Raw genomic sequence first — 16,336 nt, 5'->3', positions numbered from 1 at the left:
CACTGTTCCGCTCCCCGGATCGCCGCGCCGCGGAGCGAGTGGCACGATGGGTCCGGGGCCCGTGCGGGAGGGCGCCGATGTCGACAGTGATGCGGTCAACCGAGCTCACTCAGGAGCACTCATGTACGGCACGGAATCGACGACAGGCACGGCCGAGGCGGCCACCCTTCCGGCGGACGAGACGCTGCCATGCGGCATGGGCACGCTGTGCCTGGTGTACCGCGACGGCCGCCCGGTGCTGATCCTCAGCGACGGCGGCGCCATTCCCGCGCAGTTACCCGTCTACGACAGCGCGGGCACACCGGTGGCCGCCTACACCGCGGGTTCGGTATCCGAATTGCCCACCGCGCCCGCCTGGATCGTGCGCAGCGCCTATCTGGACAGCGATTATCCCGAGCTCAGATAGGCTTTGTTGTGATCAGATCTACCTTTCGGCTCGGATCCGCGATGTCGGTGATCCTCGCCGGTCTACTGTTCGGCCTGCCCGATGCGGCGGCGATTCCCGGCATCCCCGGCCTCGGCAGGCCCGACGGCAGCCAATCGCCACAGGGCACCAACCAATGGGATTGCGCGCCGACCGAGAGCCACCCACGGCCCGTCGTGCTGGTACACGGCACCTGGGACAATCAGAACGCGTGGGACGTCTTCGCCCCTCGGCTGAAAGCCGAAGGCTACTGCGTCTTTTCGCTCAACTACGGCAAGGACGGCAGCAGCCCGTACGGTGCCGTGCCCGGCGTGTACGCGACCGGTGACATCACGAAATCGGCCGTGGAGCTCGGCGCCTTCGTCGACCGGGTGCGCACGGCAACCGGCGCCGCGCAGGTCGATCTCGTCGGACACTCGCAGGGCGCCCTCGTCGCACGCCAGTACCTGCGCTTCGCGGGTGGCGCCGACGGCAAGGTCGCCAGGCTGGTCAGCATCGCGGGCAGCAATCACGGCACCTTCGCTCAGCTGTCCGGGAGCGGACCGCTGGCCGCCGATCTGATCTCCCGCGCCGTCGGCGTCGCCGCGGCACAGCAGATGGTGGGCAGCGAGTTCCTGCGCACGCTCAACGCCGCGGGCGATACCGACCCCGGAATCCGCTACACCGCGATCGCCAGCACCCGTGACGACGCCTCCCAGCCGCCGAGCGCCACCTTCCTCACCGCGGGTCCCGGCGCGTCGGTCGCCAATGTGTGGGTGCAGGACGTGGATCCGGACGACAGCGCCGGTCACGCCGATCTGCCCAATTCCCCTGCCGTCGCGACCCTTACGAAACAGGCGCTCGCCGGGCCATAGCGTTCGTGCCGTACTCGGGTGACGACATGGTCGCCGCTCGGCGGATTCGTGATCGCTGTGACCTCGGCGGCGATGGTTCCAGGTCGTCGGCGCGGCGCTGCCGGTGGCTCGAACGAGTCACCGGCGCGGCGCTGATCGCGCTCGGGCTGCGTCTGGCCGCGACCGAAATCTAGTGCGGCGCAGGGAAAGTAGTGCGCGGGTGCACCGGACGGCCGCGACGACCGCGAACAGCCCGGCGGCCACGGTGGCCACCGCGTAGGCTGCGGCGAGGGGAAAGGTGCCGGGCCGCAGCAGATCTCGCACCTCGACGACGTAGGTGGAGAACGTGGTGAAGCCGCCGAGCACACCGACGCCGAGGAAGGGGCGCAGCAGTCGGTGTGCGACCCAGATATCGCTGATCACCACCATCAGCACGCCGATGAGGAAGCAGCCGATCATGTTCGTGGCGAAGGTGGCCAGCGGAAAGGTGCCGCGCTGGACCGGGAACAGCTGCGCCACACCGTATCTGGCCGCCGCGCCCAGACCGCCGCCGACGGCGATCACGAGGTACTCCCAGGCCCGGCTCATCCCACACGTCTCCCTACACGATCCACGAACTGGTCGAGTAGGGACTGTTGGTGGCGACGCCACGGTTGTTCCGAAGTACCCGGTTGTTCCGAGTATCGGAGCGGCGAGCCCCACCGCCGCGCTCCCCAGATTAGCCGACGGGCCCCGCGCCGTAGCGGATGACCTCGACCGGATCGAGGACTACCAGTCCCTCGGTGATGATCTCGTCGAGTTGCGGCAGGAATGCGCGGATCCGCTCCTCGCTGTCGACGATGACGATCGCGACCGGCAACCCCTCCGCCAGGGACAGCAGGCGGCTGCTGTGGATCTGCGAGTGCGCGCCATAGCCTTCGACGCCGTGGAACACCGAGGCGCCCGCCAACCCGGCCCGGTGGGCGCGGTGCACGATCTCGCGCGCGAGCGGTTTACGGTGCCAGACGTCGCCGTCACCGATCAGGACCGTCAACCGTAATGCCTTGGCTACCAGCCGCATTCCGCGTCACCCCTTCCGTGTGGGCGATCGGGGCCGCCGCACGTTCGATCCGCCCAGCATTTCGATACGTCGAGCATTTCGATACGCCCTAGCATGGGGCATGCGAATCGCTGCGGCACAAGCTCGTCCGGCCTGGCTCGATCCGGCCGCCGGGACGAAGATCGTCATCGACCGGTTGACCGAGGCCGCCGCGGCCGGGGTCGACCTGGTCGCGTTCCCGGAGACCTTCCTGTCCGGCTATCCGATCTGGCTCGCGCCGACCGGCGGCGCGCGGTTCGACGATCCGGCCCAAAAGGCCGCCTACGCATACTATTTGGACGCCGCGGTCACCCTCGACGGTCCGCACCTCGCCGCCGTGCGCGAGGCGGTGGCCGATCTCGGGGTGTTCTGCTACCTCGGCATCACCGAGCGAGTGCGCGGCACCGTGTACTGCACCCTCGTCGCGATCGATCCGGCCCGCGGGCTCGTCGGCGCCCACCGCAAGCTGATGCCGACCCACGAGGAGCGGATGGTCTGGGGCATCGGCGACGGGCACGGATTGCGTGCGCACGATGTCGGCGAATTCCGGGTCGGCGGCCTGTCCTGCTGGGAGAACTGGATGCCGCAGGCCCGCCATGCCCTGTACGCCGACGGCACGACACTGCACATCTCCACCTGGCCAGGAGCGGTCCGCAACACCGAGGACATCACTCGCTTCATCGCCATGGAGGGTCGCGTGTACTCACTGGCGGTCGGCGCGGTGCTCGACTACGCCGACGTGCCGTCCGACTTCCCGCTGCGCGACGAACTGCTCGCGCTCGACACTCCCGCCGGTTACAACGGCGGCTCCGCGCTCGCCCATCCCGACGGGCAGTGGCTGATCGAGCCGGTGGCAGGCGACGAGCGCCTCCTCATCGCCGACATCGATCGGGGCGAGGTCGCGCGTGCACGCCAGAATTTCGACCCGACCGGCCATTACGCAAGGCCCGATATCTTCACGGTGACCGTCGACCGCCGGCGGCGCACCGCGGCGACCTTCCTCGAAGACTAGGGCCCGGATCCGGGCCGCCGGACCGTACGCCGGGCTACCATCACCGTGAGGGCGCTGGAACGCGGTATCGCAGCCGCTTCCGGTGCCGGGCTCGCCCGTTACGGAGACCTGATGAAGGCGATCGTGCAGGAGCGGTACGGCTCACCGGATGTCCTGAGCCTCCGGGAGGTCGACACGCCGGCGATCGCCGACAACGAGGTGCTGGTGCGGGTGCGCGGAGCCTCGGTCAACGCCTACGACTGGCACGTCATGCAGGGCGACCCCTACCTGGTGCGTCTCCTCGCTCCCTCGTGGGGATTACGCGGGCCCAAACAACCCATCCGGGGACGGGATTTCGCGGGCCAGGTCGAAGCCGTCGGCCCGGGCGTCACCCGAATAGCGGTCGGCGACCAAGTGTTCGGCGATCTCGGCAACGCCGACGGCGCCTTCGCCGAATACGTCCGCGCCCCTGCGGATTCGGTCGAACCCAAGCCGATCAACCTGACCTTCGAACAGGCGGCGGCGGTACCGCTCGCCGGAACGACGGCACTCATCGGGTTGCGCGACATCGCGAAAGTTCGTGCGGGGCAGCGACTTCTGATCAACGGCGCCTCGGGCGGCGTCGGCACCTTCGCCGTTCAGCTCGCAAAACTCTTCGGCGCCGAGGTCACCGCGGTATGCAGTGCCAGGAATGCGGGATTGGTCGGCTCACTCGGCGCCGACCACGTCATCGACTACACCCGAGAAGACTTCTCCGCCAATCGAACTCGCTACGATACCGTCCTGGACCTGGTCGGTAACCGATCCCTGTCCGCCCTGCGCCGCGCGCTCACCCCCGAGGGCACCCTCGTCCTCTCCGGCGGCCGGACCTTCACGGGCGGCAGCCTGATCGGCCCGATGACCCTGTTCATCAAAGCCCAGCTCCTGTCCCGCTTCACCCGCCAACGCCTACTCCAATTCACCCAGGAACCGAACAACCACAACCTCGCCACCCTCCGCGACCTCATCGAATCCGGCAAACTCACCCCGGCCATCGACCGCACCTATCCCCTCCACGAAACCCCCAAGGCCATCCACTACGTAGAAGCCGAACACGCCCGCGCCAAAGTCACCATCACCGTGTGAATCAGGCAATAGCCCGCCGAAACACCTGCCGCGAACCACCTTCCGGCCCCGCGGCCGCGGCCTCGGCGGGCGTGAAACCGAGCCTCTCGTAGAAAGCACGTGCGCCACTGGCGGTTGCCCCAGGATGGTCGGCTCCGAAGGTGACCACCTCGATACTGCCCGGACCCCGCACGAACCTGCCGACAGCGTCTGCCATCAGCGCCCGGCCAACTCCCTTCCCCCGTTCCCGCTTCGCGACGACAAGCCAATGAACGTGGTATGCCGGAGCCTTCCCGCCGAACAGCAATGCACCGAGAACGTCCGACTCCGATGAAACAGCCACGAGCGCCGCCGACCGGCGAATGTGCCTCTCCACCGCACTGTGAAACCCAGGCTCCTCGACCATCGGACCGAACCACTGCTCGACCTGCGTCGCCAGTCCGAGAAAAGCCGGAAAGTCTTCCTCTCGTGCAAGTCTGACCATCATGCGAAGAGTCTGACAGGGCGGGATAGACAAGGCCTCATACCGCGAGCCTCGTCTATGACTTTCGATCTGCGCGTTTCAGCTCGGTGTTCGAAGGGACACGATGGGGACCGTGCGAGTATCGACGAGGGCGTTGGAGATGATCAGGGCGGGGATTCCGTAGCCGCGCAAGGCATATCGGCGCAGCAGGTGTCGACGTTCCGGGTTGTCGATAATGTGGGCGAGCATGGGGCGGGTTCGGCCGTCGGCGGTGACGGTGACCCTCGGGTCGGCGGAAATGTTGTAGTACCAGGCGGGTTGGCGGCGCGACGCGCCGTGGGTGCCGATGACGACGTAACCATCGTCGGCGCGGCTGTAGTGCGAGAGCAGCACAGTGCGGGGCTGCCCGGAGCGGCGGCCGCGCGTAGTTACCGCGATGAGTCCGACCGGGCCGAGACGTACCGTGCCGCCGAGCGTGCCGAATACCGGTGCGGCGATGGCGTCCATGAAGGCGGAGGCTGCTCGTACGAACGTGCGTCGATTCGGCTCGGTCACGAGCGAATTCCCTGGCAGTCGATACCATTTCGCCGAATCACGAGCGGGCCGAGCGCGGGAAACCACCAGTTGGCGCGCCCCATCAGGACGACCACCGCGGGCACCAGGAGCATGCGCACCACTGTCGCGTCGAGGACGATGGCCACCGCCATGCCGAAACCGGCGATCTTCATCAGGCTCATCTGCGAAAGTGCCGCCGCCCCAGTGACAATGACCAACAGCGACGCCGCCGCGGTGATGACGCGCCCGGTGGCGGCCATGCCCTGCCGAACCGATTGCGCGGTGTCGGCACCGGCACGATGGGCTTCGATCATGCGGGACATCAAGAACACCTCGTAGTCGGTGGACAGTCCGAATATCATGGCCACCACCATGGTCACCGACGTCGCGGGCAGCGCGGCGGCGGTGACACCCAGCGTGGCGGCCCGGTGGCCGTCCTGAAAGATCCAAGTCAGAATGCCGAGCGTGGCGGCAACGCTGATCCCGGCCATCACGACGGCCTTGCACGGCAGGACGACGGACCGGAACGCACCGAGTAACACGGCCAGGGTGGCGATGATCATCACGGCTGTCATCCATGGAATTCCGTCTGCGACGGCCGTATTGGTATCGGCGTTGGCCGCATTCTCACCACCGACCAGCACTCGAACCCCGTCGGGTACCGACACCATTCGCAGCGCACCGATGGTGGCCGCCGCGGCGTTCGAGAAGTCGTCGTTGGTCAGAACCGCGTGCAGAACAACGAAATCCGGTGTGCTGCTCAGCTGGAACACCTGAGCGACACCGGGCGTCGCCCGAACCTGGTCACCGACCGCGGCCACGCGTCGGCGGGCACAGCCCCGCCTTCCGCCCGAACGATGAGGGTTGCTCCATTGTTGGCCAAGGGAAATTCCTTGGTCAGCACCTCCTGCGCCACCCGAGCGGGGTTGTCCGAGGGCAGTCCGGTCATATCGAACCCACCGATCTCGATTCCGGCGATGGGGACAGCCGCGATACCGAGCGCGGCGAGGATGCCCACCGCGGACGTCACCGGGCGGGCCGCCACCCGCACAGCGAGGCGACCCCAGAACCGGTAGGCGCGGATCTCACCGCGCTGGACCGCGCCGCGCCGCCAGGCCAGCGCATTCACCCGAGGGCCGAGCAGCGCCAGCACGGCGGGAACCACCGTCAGCGACAGCAGCGCGGCGATCGCGACCGCCGCAATAGCGCCGTACCCGAGCGAGCGAACCATGGCCAGCCGGAACACCGTCATCCCGGCGAACCCACCGGCCAGCAACAACGCCGAGAGCAGCACCGTCCGCCCTGCCGTGCACATCGTTCGCCGGGCCGCATCGCTCGCGGCGTATCCCGTGCGCAGCTCTTCCCGGAACCGCGAGACCATGAGCAGGCCGTAGTCGACGGCCATGCCCAAACCGAGCAGAGTGGCCATGTTGACCGCGAATCCGCTGACGTCGGTCAGGTAGGACAACACCCGCAAGGCGGCGAGCGACCCGAGAACCGTTGCGGCGCCGACACATACCGGGACGGCTGCGGCGACCAAACCGCCGAAGACCACGATCAGCAACGCCGATGTCAGTGGGATGGCGATCGATTCGACGCGCAGTAGATCGCGCGTGGATTCTTCGTTGTAGCCCCGGGTCGTCGCGGTGAACCCGGCGAACCGCGTCTGGATCCCCGGAATCTCGAAGTTCGTGGCAACGCTCTCGAAGGTATGCAACCGCTGATTCTCATCACCGGTGAGCGTCAGGACCACCAGCGCCTTGCGGTGATCCGCCGACACCATGGCATCCCGCAACGCCGGAACCGAAGTCCAGTACGACTCAACAGGTTTGGCGAGGAAGCGTGAATCTGTTCGCGAGATCCGTTCGACAACCGGCTCTCGGATGTCTTCGAGGGTCTTACCCGCCGGCGCGGTGTAGATGACGACGACATCGGGCGTCTGCCGCCCGTACCGTTGCCGAATCAGCGTTTCCACCAGTGCGGATTCGGATGCCGGATCGGTATAGCCTGCCAGATTCAACCGATCGAGTACCGCCGCGCCCCAGAGTCCGCTCGCCGCGATCGCGAAAATCACCAGCGCCGTGACGATCCGCGGATGAGAAGTGACCAGCCGTGCCCAACGTCGCATTGCCCCTCTGATCGGGAGGTATTGCCGTACGGGAGAATTGCTGCACAACTACCGGAACGCAGTATGCGGAGGCCGGACCCGCGCGTCAAGTGCACGCACCGGGGTTGCGGTGTGTTGCCTCGAAACCATCGCGAGCCGACCGGACTCGGCGAACAGATGGGAGATTCGCGCCGATCCGGACGTCACGACGGTCAGTGCGTCCGGCACCTTCAGTTTCAGCGACCGTCTGCCGTGCGCCCATTCATGGTCCGCGAGAAGGAGATCCGCGGTGAGTCGCACGGATGCGCGGCGAAGGGCGCGTCCGGGCCAGCACCAGACCGGCGCGACCCTGCGCATTCGATGCCTCGCCGCACCTCGATTCGAGCGGAATTTCGATGCGGTCGAGCTCCGCTGAGCAAGGCCGGATAACCAGCGAATTCCATACTCTGTGGCGGCAATCACATTTGCCGCCTTTGTCCCAGGTGGGCGTCGGCGTGTCGGGGGGTGGCGGCAGGTGGCTGTTGTTTGCCCTCCAGCAAACGTGGGTAACGGTCCTTTTCGTGCGAAAGCCTTCGGATCGGTGCCGGATCAGGTCCGTCCGACGGCTGGAAAGGACGTGCACGTGACGGACCGAAATTCGGATAATCCGCTACGACGATCGGTCGCCGCCGCCGCGATGGGCAACGCCACCGAATGGTTCGACTACGGCGTATACGCGGCGACGGCGACCTACCTCACCGACGCCTTCTTTCCCGGCGAGCTGGGCACACTCGGCACGATGCTCGGATTCGCGGTGTCGTTCGTGCTGCGGCCTCTTGGCGGCATGGTGTGGGGTCCACTCGGTGACCGGGTCGGCCGCAAAGCGGTGCTCGCGACCACGATTCTGCTCATGGCCGCCGCCACCGGCGCGATCGGCCTGCTGCCGACGCACGCGACGGCCGGTGCACTCGCACCGGTGCTGCTCATCACGTTGCGCGTCATCCAGGGATTTTCCACCGGCGGCGAATATGGCGGCGCCGCAACCTATCTCGCCGAATGTGCGAACGACCGCAGGCGTGGCTTCCTCGGCAGCTTCCTCGAATTCGGCACGCTCGCGGGCTTTGTCGGCGGCTCGACGGTGGTGCTCGCCTGCCAGCTCGTGCTCGGTTCGGACGCGATGCACGACGGCGGCTGGCGCATCCCGTTCCTGCTCGCGGTGCCGCTCGGCCTGACCGGCTGGTATCTGCGCGCCAAGCTGGACGAATCCCCCGTCTTCCAAGAGGTCGCCGAGCACGATCATCCGCCGAGCGGCCTGCGTGAACTCGTGACGACCTATCGCCGCGAACTGCTCACGCTCGGCGGCCTGGTCATCGCGCTCAACGTGGTGAACTACACGCTGCTGACCTACCAGCCCACCTATCTCCAGAACACCATCGGCATGGGCGAATCGGCCACCACCGCGATGATGCTGATCGGCCAGCTGGTGATGATGGTGGCGCTGCCGTTCTTCGGCAGGCTGTCGGACCGGGTCGGCCGCCGCCCCATGTGGTTGTTCTCGCTGACCGGCCTGACCGTGCTGGCCCTGCCGATGTACTGGCTGATGGGCCGCGGAACCGCTTGGGCCATCATCGGATTCATCGTGCTCGGACTGCTGTACGTACCCCAGTTGTCGACCATCAGCGCGACCTTCCCCGCGATCTTCCCCACCCACGTCCGCTACGCGGGCTTCGCATTGGGCTACAACGTGGCCACCGCGGCTTTCGGCGGCACCGCGCCACTGATCAACGAGGCGGTGATCGATTCGACCCACTGGGCATTGTTCCCCGCCGCGTACATGGTCGCCGCCTCCGTGATCGGCCTGATCGCCTGCGCCTTCCTCCGGGAAACCGCGGGAACGTCGTTGCGCGGGACGGAAGTTCCCGATGCTCAGCAACCGGTCTTCGCCGCGGCCAAAACGTAAGTTGTTATGTGTTTACGGATTCCGTGACGAATACGAACTCGCGGCCTGGGCGGTCCGGGGCTTCGCGCACATCCAGCACGCGAAAGCCGTTGGCGGCCAGACCGGATTCCACCTCGTCGCGGTCGCGGAAACGGAGAGTCGAGTCGGAGGTGACGACGGCATCGTCGGCCAGGAATCGGTAGGTGTAGCGGAAGGAGACGTACGGAAGGCGCACATCGGTGACCATTCGACGCTGCTCCACCGGCCCGATGCCGGGGATGTCGAGGGTGAGATGGGCCGGATCGGCGGCCCATTCTTCCCACGCCCGGCGTTCGGGGCGCCTGGTTTCGAACACCAGGTGACCACTCGGACGAAGCGCGGAGTGGATGGCGCGCAGTGTCCGTGCCCAGTCGTCGTCGGTGAGGAAGACTTGCGCCACATTGCCTGTCATCATCGCCAGGTCGGCGCCGAGCCCTGACACTGTCGTCGCATCACCATGAATCCAGGTGACTTTCGCCGTGGTGGGTTTGGACTTCGCGACCTCGAGCGACGCCTCGGCCGGGTCGACACCGACGACCGCGCGGCCGCATTCGGCAAGCAGTATCGCCAAAGATCCTGTCCCGCAACCGATATCGAGCACATGGTACACATCCAGCTCCTCGGCGATGCCGAGGTAGGCGGGCAGATCGCCGCGACTTCCTTCGAAGTGGTCGTAGATCGACGCCAGGCGAGGATGAGCGAAAGCGGTGTCGGGCACCCAGCGACCATATCCGCAGCAAAAGGCCCTCGCCACAGGGTTTTTCGCTACGCGCGGAAGATGCCCTCGAAGGGGTTCCAGCTCGGGCTGTGGCGCACCTTGTGCAAGTAGTAGGAGTAGTCGGCGGAGTAGGTGTCGTCCACAGCAATCCTCTCGACCTGCCCTTTATTCCTAAAATGGCCGGTGACCTGCACGGACGACAATACCAACGATCGCTCGTCGCCCCGGAGAATCCGCCATGGGAAGCGTGCCTTCGGCCCACTGAGGGCAGTCCCCAGTCGACGACTGGGGAACTTCCCCGCGAATTGGACGTGTGACCATATAGCTCCTGGCGACCACCTGAGCGGGGATTCCGATGCACAGAGCCATGAAAACGACGATGACGGCGGCGTTGGCGCGCAGCCGGCGATGGCTGGCCGGAGCCGCCGTCGCCGCGATCGCGTGTTCCGCGTTGATCGCACTTCCGGCGCAAGCCGCGCCGACCGACGCGCCGATCAGCCGGATCCGAGCCGAGGGTAGCTACCTCGTCGACGCCACGGGTCGCAAGGTGCTGCTGCACGGGGTCAACAACGTCGACAAGCAAGCACCGTACGTCGAACCCGGCGACGGCTTCACCCTGACCGACGAGGATGCGACTCTCCTTGCGCGACACGGGTTCAACACCGTGCGGCTCGGCGTCAGCTTCGACGGGCTCATGCCCACCCGCGGCGCCATCGACAACGCCTACCTCGAACGCATCGGCAAGGTGATCGATACGCTTGCGGCACACGGCATCTACACCCTGCTCGACCACCATCAGGACGGATTGTCGAAGATCTGGGGCGGCAACGGATTCCCGGAATGGTCGATACGCGCGCGACCGAGCGTCATAGAGCCGAATCCCGGATTCCCGCTCTACTACCTGATGCCGAGCATGAACCGCGGCTGGGATGAGGTGTGGAACAACAGCAACAAGGTGCTCGACTATCTCGGCGAAGCACTCGCGGCGCTGGCCGCGAAAACGGCCGGACGCCCCGGAGTACTCGGCATCGAGCTGATGAACGAGCCGTGGCCCGGCTCCGCGTTCCTCACCTGCTTCCCCAACGGCTGCCCGCGCTTCGACACCAAATACCAAGCGGCAATGCAGAAGCTGACCGACGCGGTCCGTGCCCGCAACGCCGATATCCCGGTCTTCTGGGAGCCGAACGTGACATGGAACGAAACCATGCCATCGAACCTCGGTAAGAACCCGCCGATCGCCTCCCCCGACATCGTCTTCGCACCACACGACTACTGCGTCCCCAGCCAACTGGCGATCTACCTCGGCCTACCCGAAGAACTGCGCGGCGCGTGCCCGGTCCAGCAGGACAAGACCTGGGGCAACATCGACTCGTTCACCAAACGAACCGGAATCCCCACGCTCATCACCGAATTCGGCGACGGTGACGCGACAGTGCTGCGAAACACCCTCACCCGCGCCGACGAACGCTTCATCGGCTGGCAATACTGGCACTACGCCTCCCTTTTCGGCCAAGGCGCCCCCAAACCCGACCCCTTCCTCGGCGCCATCGGCCGCGACCTCGTCCGCACCTACCCCCGAGCCACCGCGGGCACCCCGGGCCGAATGACCTTCGACACCACCAACGGCGATTTCGCCTACCAGTACACCCCACGCCCGCAACCCGAACCGACCGAAATCTACGTCTCCGACCTGCACTACCCCAACGGCTACGAGGCCCGCGTCGAAGGCGGCACCATCACCTCGGCCCCCGGAGCCCCGATAGTCACCGTGACAACCGACGGCTCCCCATCGACCACGGTCTACATCAACCGCCCGGGATCAGCGGGAGCCAAGGTGCCGACCGGACCACTCAGCGGCGGGTCAGCGGGCTGATCCAGCCCCTGATCGCGGCGTGAATCCGGCTGGCAGCCGCCGTGTTAGTCGATCGGGGCGCAATCAGGCGCGCCGGATGAGTCGTGTTCGCTCGCAGAGGCCGAGGAGATCTTGTGCGTCAGCTTTCGATAGATCGGGGGATGCCGCCAGGAGGTCGGCGACATCCAGCCGGGTGCCGGTGGCAAGGTCGTTCAGCCATCGGCATGGCGGCAGCAGGCGGCAGTCGATGCGTGCCGTCGAGGTGTTCGTCTCGCGAAAACCGAAGGCGGTGACAGATATTCGGGCGGTTGCGTCGTCCGCCTCGTCGACCGTGAGGCAGGCCTGGCCCGCACGGACGAAGGTGGCCTCGGGCTGCACCGGGAGGTCTTCGAGTAGCGGACGAGCGAGATCTGCGGTGTCGATGCGGCCCACGGCAGCGGCGAAGGAATCTCGTGCGGCGGGCAACCACGCACCGTCCGTATCGTAAACCGATTCCCGCCAATAGCTTTCACGCAGCAGTTCGTTTCTGAGCGAAGCGAGCAGGAAGTCGAGGCGCAGCGGGGGGATCAGCAGGATGTGGATGGAGATCGAATCCTGGTCGGAGCTGGTCTCGTGCCAGTATCCGCGCGGAACATGCAGCACCGCACCGGGTTCGAGGATGTATTCGCGCGCATCCGCGGGGATTTCGGTCGGGCGCGGCCCCTCGGAATAGATGCGCATGACCGGCGGAACCGGCTCCTTCGTCGACCAGCCCTCGAGCGGAGCCGGTGCGAACGAGTTCGGCGCCACCCGCCACGTCTTGCGGCCGCTCAACTGCACCGTGATCACATCGATCGGATCGAAATGCACTGCGGTCACCCCGCCGGGTCGGTTGCAAAACACTTGGCACTTGGCCGATTTCGCGGACACTCCGAACGCCTCGGCCGCCTCACGTGCGAACGGCTCGAACTCGGCGACCTCCTGATAGAACAGGGTCGTTCCGCCTTCGTAGAAGCGTCGCGCCGTGTCGGGCTGGATGACCGCGGAGCTGATGGCGCCGTCCAGGCGCGGGAACCACGCCGAAACCTGCCTGACCCGCTTGCCGTACAGATCCTCGGCGGACCGGACACCGAGCGCCCGCCCGACACGATCGGCCAACTCCTGGCGCGGCTCAGTCACCATCGTCCGGCGGCCCAGCACATCACGATTGAACTCGGCAAGCCCGAGCGGGGCGAACCAGTCGTCGAACCCGAACCCGGTCGTCGCGGCGGTCATGCGTCATCCCTGGCGTGAAAGACAAGAGCCGCAGGGCGATTGAGGAACTCATCGGCAAGGCCCGGTGAAGTCCCCGTAGAGTCTTGCTCAGCATCCCGGCCCGCACGGACGAGCCCCGCCGGACGATCGACGAAATCATCGACAAGGCCCGCCGAAGTCGTCGCACCCTGCTCGGTGTAGCTCGTCCGCGAGTCCTGCGCCGCATCCCGAACGTTGTTGATCAGCATCGCCGGACGATTGACGAATTGGTCGACCAGACCCGGCGAGATCGTCGAGTCCTCCTGTCCAGCAACGGTGCTGGCGCCTACGAGCACCGCAGGCCTGTTGAGGAAGTCGTCGACGAGACCTGTCGACGCAGTGGACTCCTCATCGGCCGCACGGCCCTGCTGCACATCGGGGCCGGCACTGACAAGCGATGCCGGACGATGGAGGAAATCGTCGCCGAGTCCCGCGGACACCGTCACCGAGAGCTCACCGATCGGCCGTGCCGAGTAGTCCCGGCCGGTCTCCTGCTCTACCTGGATGTGGATCGCGGGCGGGACTTCCGGGTTGTCCATAACGGCCATGAGTTTCCTTCCCTCAGCGCCTGACAACACGCTATGTCGACCAACTTCCCGAGCGACACGGGCCTATTCGGGAAATAGTGGGGAACAGTTCCCACACCTTCAGGAAGAGCTGATAGGTACGCTCCCGCGCGTCGCGGCAACACAAGGCAAATCGACCGTACGGTGGTGGACCTACTCCGGAACCACGGTAGTAGGACACGTGCTGTCCGCCGTTGGATCCAAGGGTGCCCCACCAGTCCGAGTGGACAGGTGGGGCACCCCTTGTACTACGCGTCAGCCGGTGTGGGCCGTTGGTCCACAGAACGTGGCAACGCTGCGCCTACTAGGGCTTCGCGACTGCCGGTGGTACCACGCCCGTTACGTCGCCGAATTCGAAATCGTCGAGTGGCGCGCTGTAGGCGCTGCTGTCGCCCTGGACGTACAGCCCGGCATGCCGGTTGCCTGCCAATGGCGGACCGTCCCATACCCAGATCGGTTTCGGCTCGTCGTTGACATACAGTGCGTAGCGGGTCCCGTTCGCGAGCAACGTAATCGTGTCTCCCGCGGCGAGATTCCGGTTGACCGTGGCGCCGACGAGGGTCACACTGCTCGATGTCGGGCCGGTTGTCTGAGCGACCTGTACCTTGCCCGCCGAAATCAAGGCGATGACACCGGTATTGAGGCTCGGATTGGATCGGATGATCACGCCGGTCGGGTAGTTCGTCGGCGCGGCAACCAGTTTCGCGCGCGCGAACATGGCGTCCGTGGTCGCCGTCGCCGCGGTGTGGATCGCCGGCTGATAGAGGTCGGGCGTGCCGATGCCGGACTTCAGCCACTGCACGGCATTGCCGCGGACCTGCACACCGCCCCATGTCTGATCCGCGAACGTCTTCCACTGGCCGCCGACGACACCATCGGCCCGGTTGAAGTTGTCACCACCGCGCCGCGTGTAGCTCGGCCTTGCCGACCAGACATCGACCGCGCCGACGCTCACGGCCTGAATCTCCTGGCCGCCGAAGGCAACCGCGGTGACCGCTGATTCGCCGAGTGAAATCGCCATCAGGACCTCAGATACACGGTGTTCGGATCCTTGGCGGTGATCGCCTGGTAGTCCGCCTCGGTACCGACCCACACCGTGAGCGACCGCGCGCCGGTCTTGTCGGCGCCTGCGACCCGGCCGGTAGCCAGCTTGGCGAGCGCAACGCCACCATCCGCGATCTTCGCACCCGACACCGCGCCATCGGCGATATCCCCGGACGGAATACCGGCCGCGGGCTTCGTGTACTTCGCCGCGATCGCCGACGCCGTCTCCACGGCATGGTTCGGGCTGTTTCCGACGGCCGCCGCGAGCTTCGCCAACGTGTCCAACGCGCCACTTACACCGTCTCGCAACGCCGTTGCGACGTTCGCTGCCGCGCCCGCGGCTTCCTTGCCGTCCAGAGCCGCGGCGAGGCCGGTCACGTTCGCGATGGTGTGCGTGTGCCCGGCCGGGCTGGCGCTGTCGGCCTTGGCCAGCGACGCCCGGACATCCGGGGAGAGTTTCGCGGCGGTGACGCCGTTGTCCGGCAGCGTCGCGCTCGCCGCGGCGTCCGCCCACCGCTTCGCGTCCGTCGCGGAGTAGGCCGCGTTGGTCGCGGAGCCGGCGGCCTGGTCGCGATACGAAACGAGCGAATCCACTTCCGGCAGTGGCACGTTCGGCAATTCGGCGGCGCCGACGGTGAACACCAGAGCGGCGCCGCTGCGCCGGACGGCCGTCACGCTGTCGCCCTTCGGCCCCACATCGCCCTTGGCGCCCTGATCGCCCTTCACACCCGCCATGGGCACGAGCAGGCCACCGAAGGGGTAGTCGAACGGCGTCGTCTGCGGCACAACGGGGCTGACCCCTTCGAGCTCTGTCACGGCTCCCACCTCTTCACTGCTCCGTACTGAATTACCGATTCATCCGAGGGCACGACCGTCGTATTGCGGTACACGAGCCGGTACCCGGTCTGCGGCGTGATCGAATCGCAGACGTCCGACTGGACCCGCAGCGATGCCCACGGCCCCGAGATGGCGAACGGCCACTTGTCCTTCGCCTTGTTGCCCGGACCGTTCAGGAACTCCAAGTACAGTTCCGAGCCGTCCGGGAACCCGCCATCCCACTTGTACGACCATTTGAAGTCGTCACCGGTGATGAGGTTCAACGGGTAGACGGGCGTCACCCGCCCGATTTCACCGCCTGCCATCGTTCTCCTTGATTGTGTGAGTTCGGCTCGTAGAGCCCTGATTTCGGCGCGCGCTCGCCTATGGACATCGCGGCCGAGACATGTCCGCGGCGACGCCGTGCTCGACACTCCCTACCAAAAGGTCCATATGGAATAGATTAAGGTCCAAACGGACCTCTTTGCAAGAAGATTGCCTCCCCGTGGCGGAGGTCACGCCCTGAGCGGACAGAAGTCCCACGGCACACAACAGA

General features: G+C 66.4%; 18 protein-coding genes. 6 read left to right on the top strand and 12 right to left on the bottom strand.

Annotation, left to right across the window (positions count from 1 at the left end; all coding sequences use genetic code 11):
* The first annotated feature begins 121 nt into the window (after nt 1-121).
* Both ACIG5A_RS12555 and ACIG5A_RS12550 read left to right on the top strand, forming a co-directional pair.
* Nucleotides 122-406: a hypothetical protein gene (locus ACIG5A_RS12555; protein ID WP_397240277.1), complete on the top strand. Its 285-nt coding sequence runs from the start codon at nt 122-124 to the stop codon at nt 404-406.
* 41 nt (nt 407-447) lie between these two features.
* Nucleotides 448-1,278: an esterase/lipase family protein gene (locus ACIG5A_RS12550; protein WP_397240276.1), complete on the top strand. Its 831-nt coding sequence runs from the start codon at nt 448-450 to the stop codon at nt 1,276-1,278.
* Nucleotides 1,279-1,395: 117 nt separating this feature from the next.
* Here the strand turns inward: ACIG5A_RS12550 and crcB are convergent, their stop codons facing one another.
* Together crcB and ACIG5A_RS12540 are read right to left on the bottom strand one after the other, a co-directional pair.
* The gene (gene crcB / locus ACIG5A_RS12545; RefSeq protein ID WP_397240275.1) at nt 1,396-1,845 is read right to left on the bottom strand and encodes a fluoride efflux transporter CrcB; all 450 of its coding nucleotides are present in this window, start codon (nt 1,843-1,845) and stop codon (nt 1,396-1,398) included.
* 130 nt (nt 1,846-1,975) lie between these two features.
* The gene (locus tag ACIG5A_RS12540; protein WP_397240274.1) at nt 1,976-2,317 is read right to left on the bottom strand and encodes a DUF190 domain-containing protein; all 342 of its coding nucleotides are present in this window, start codon (nt 2,315-2,317) and stop codon (nt 1,976-1,978) included.
* Between the two features lie 100 nt (nt 2,318-2,417).
* Between ACIG5A_RS12540 and ACIG5A_RS12535 the strand changes: the two genes are divergently transcribed.
* Complete coding sequence (locus ACIG5A_RS12535; RefSeq protein ID WP_397240273.1) at nt 2,418-3,347, top strand: carbon-nitrogen hydrolase family protein; 930 nt, start codon at nt 2,418-2,420, stop codon at nt 3,345-3,347.
* 45 nt (nt 3,348-3,392) lie between these two features.
* Nucleotides 3,393-4,451: an NAD(P)-dependent alcohol dehydrogenase gene (locus tag ACIG5A_RS12530; protein WP_397240272.1), complete on the top strand. Its 1,059-nt coding sequence runs from the start codon at nt 3,393-3,395 to the stop codon at nt 4,449-4,451.
* Nucleotide 4,452: 1 nt separating this feature from the next.
* Here ACIG5A_RS12530 and ACIG5A_RS12525 read toward each other — a convergent pair whose 3' ends face one another.
* The 4 genes from ACIG5A_RS12525 to ACIG5A_RS12510 all read right to left on the bottom strand — a co-directional run bounded on the left by ACIG5A_RS12525 (nt 4,453) and on the right by ACIG5A_RS12510 (nt 7,576).
* A complete protein-coding gene (locus tag ACIG5A_RS12525; RefSeq protein WP_397240271.1) occupies nt 4,453-4,917 on the bottom strand; it encodes a GNAT family N-acetyltransferase in 465 nt (154 codons plus the stop codon).
* A gap of 75 nt (nt 4,918-4,992) precedes the next feature.
* Nucleotides 4,993-5,448, bottom strand: coding sequence for a nitroreductase family deazaflavin-dependent oxidoreductase (locus ACIG5A_RS12520; protein ID WP_397240270.1), 456 nt, complete (start codon nt 5,446-5,448; stop codon nt 4,993-4,995).
* Nucleotides 5,445-6,221: an MMPL family transporter gene (locus tag ACIG5A_RS12515; RefSeq protein ID WP_397240269.1), complete on the bottom strand. Its 777-nt coding sequence runs from the start codon at nt 6,219-6,221 to the stop codon at nt 5,445-5,447. Before ACIG5A_RS12515 ends, ACIG5A_RS12520 begins: the two co-directional genes overlap by 4 nt.
* The gene (locus ACIG5A_RS12510) at nt 6,209-7,576 is read right to left on the bottom strand and encodes an MMPL family transporter (RefSeq protein WP_397240268.1); all 1,368 of its coding nucleotides are present in this window, start codon (nt 7,574-7,576) and stop codon (nt 6,209-6,211) included. Before ACIG5A_RS12510 ends, ACIG5A_RS12515 begins: the two co-directional genes overlap by 13 nt.
* Nucleotides 7,577-8,231: 655 nt before the next feature.
* Here ACIG5A_RS12510 and ACIG5A_RS12505 point away from each other — a divergent pair.
* Entirely contained in the window at nt 8,232-9,494 is a 1,263-nt protein-coding gene (locus ACIG5A_RS12505) for an MFS transporter (RefSeq protein ID WP_397240611.1), read from the top strand.
* Nucleotides 9,495-9,498: 4 nt separating this feature from the next.
* On the opposite strand, the gene ACIG5A_RS12500 is transcribed toward ACIG5A_RS12505, so the two are convergent.
* A complete protein-coding gene (locus ACIG5A_RS12500) occupies nt 9,499-10,230 on the bottom strand; it encodes a class I SAM-dependent methyltransferase (protein ID WP_397240267.1) in 732 nt (243 codons plus the stop codon).
* 367 nt (nt 10,231-10,597) lie between these two features.
* On the opposite strand from ACIG5A_RS12500, the gene ACIG5A_RS12495 reads away from it, so the two are divergent.
* Nucleotides 10,598-12,103, top strand: a complete 1,506-nt coding sequence (locus ACIG5A_RS12495) for a cellulase family glycosylhydrolase (protein WP_397240266.1) — start codon at nt 10,598-10,600, stop codon at nt 12,101-12,103.
* Nucleotides 12,104-12,166: 63 nt separating this feature from the next.
* Here ACIG5A_RS12495 and ACIG5A_RS12490 read toward each other — a convergent pair whose 3' ends face one another.
* The 5 genes from ACIG5A_RS12490 to ACIG5A_RS12470 all read right to left on the bottom strand — a co-directional run bounded on the left by ACIG5A_RS12490 (nt 12,167) and on the right by ACIG5A_RS12470 (nt 16,106).
* Nucleotides 12,167-13,336 carry a JmjC domain-containing protein gene (locus tag ACIG5A_RS12490; protein ID WP_397240265.1) on the bottom strand — a complete coding sequence of 390 codons (1,170 nt, stop codon included), beginning with the start codon at nt 13,334-13,336 and terminating at the stop codon, nt 12,167-12,169.
* Nucleotides 13,333-13,902 (bottom strand): hypothetical protein, encoded by a 570-nt coding sequence (locus ACIG5A_RS12485; RefSeq protein WP_397240264.1) that lies wholly within the window; start codon nt 13,900-13,902, stop codon nt 13,333-13,335. The genes ACIG5A_RS12490 and ACIG5A_RS12485 overlap by 4 nt, the downstream gene beginning before the upstream one ends.
* A 322-nt stretch (nt 13,903-14,224) precedes the next feature.
* Nucleotides 14,225-14,941 (bottom strand): hypothetical protein, encoded by a 717-nt coding sequence (locus ACIG5A_RS12480; RefSeq protein ID WP_397240263.1) that lies wholly within the window; start codon nt 14,939-14,941, stop codon nt 14,225-14,227.
* Nucleotides 14,941-15,780: a hypothetical protein gene (locus ACIG5A_RS12475; RefSeq protein ID WP_397240262.1), complete on the bottom strand. Its 840-nt coding sequence runs from the start codon at nt 15,778-15,780 to the stop codon at nt 14,941-14,943. Before ACIG5A_RS12475 ends, ACIG5A_RS12480 begins: the two co-directional genes overlap by 1 nt.
* On the bottom strand, nt 15,777-16,106 hold the full coding sequence (locus ACIG5A_RS12470; RefSeq protein WP_397240261.1) for a hypothetical protein: 330 nt from the start codon (nt 16,104-16,106) through the stop codon (nt 15,777-15,779). Before ACIG5A_RS12470 ends, ACIG5A_RS12475 begins: the two co-directional genes overlap by 4 nt.
* Nucleotides 16,107-16,336 lie beyond the last annotated feature (230 nt).

This window comes from Nocardia sp. NPDC052566, from assembly GCF_044547285.1.
Taxonomy (GTDB): Bacteria; Actinomycetota; Actinomycetes; order Mycobacteriales; family Mycobacteriaceae; genus Nocardia.
The sequence above is the reverse complement of the archived record's forward strand: the minus strand, read 5'-3'. Positions and strand labels throughout refer to the sequence as shown.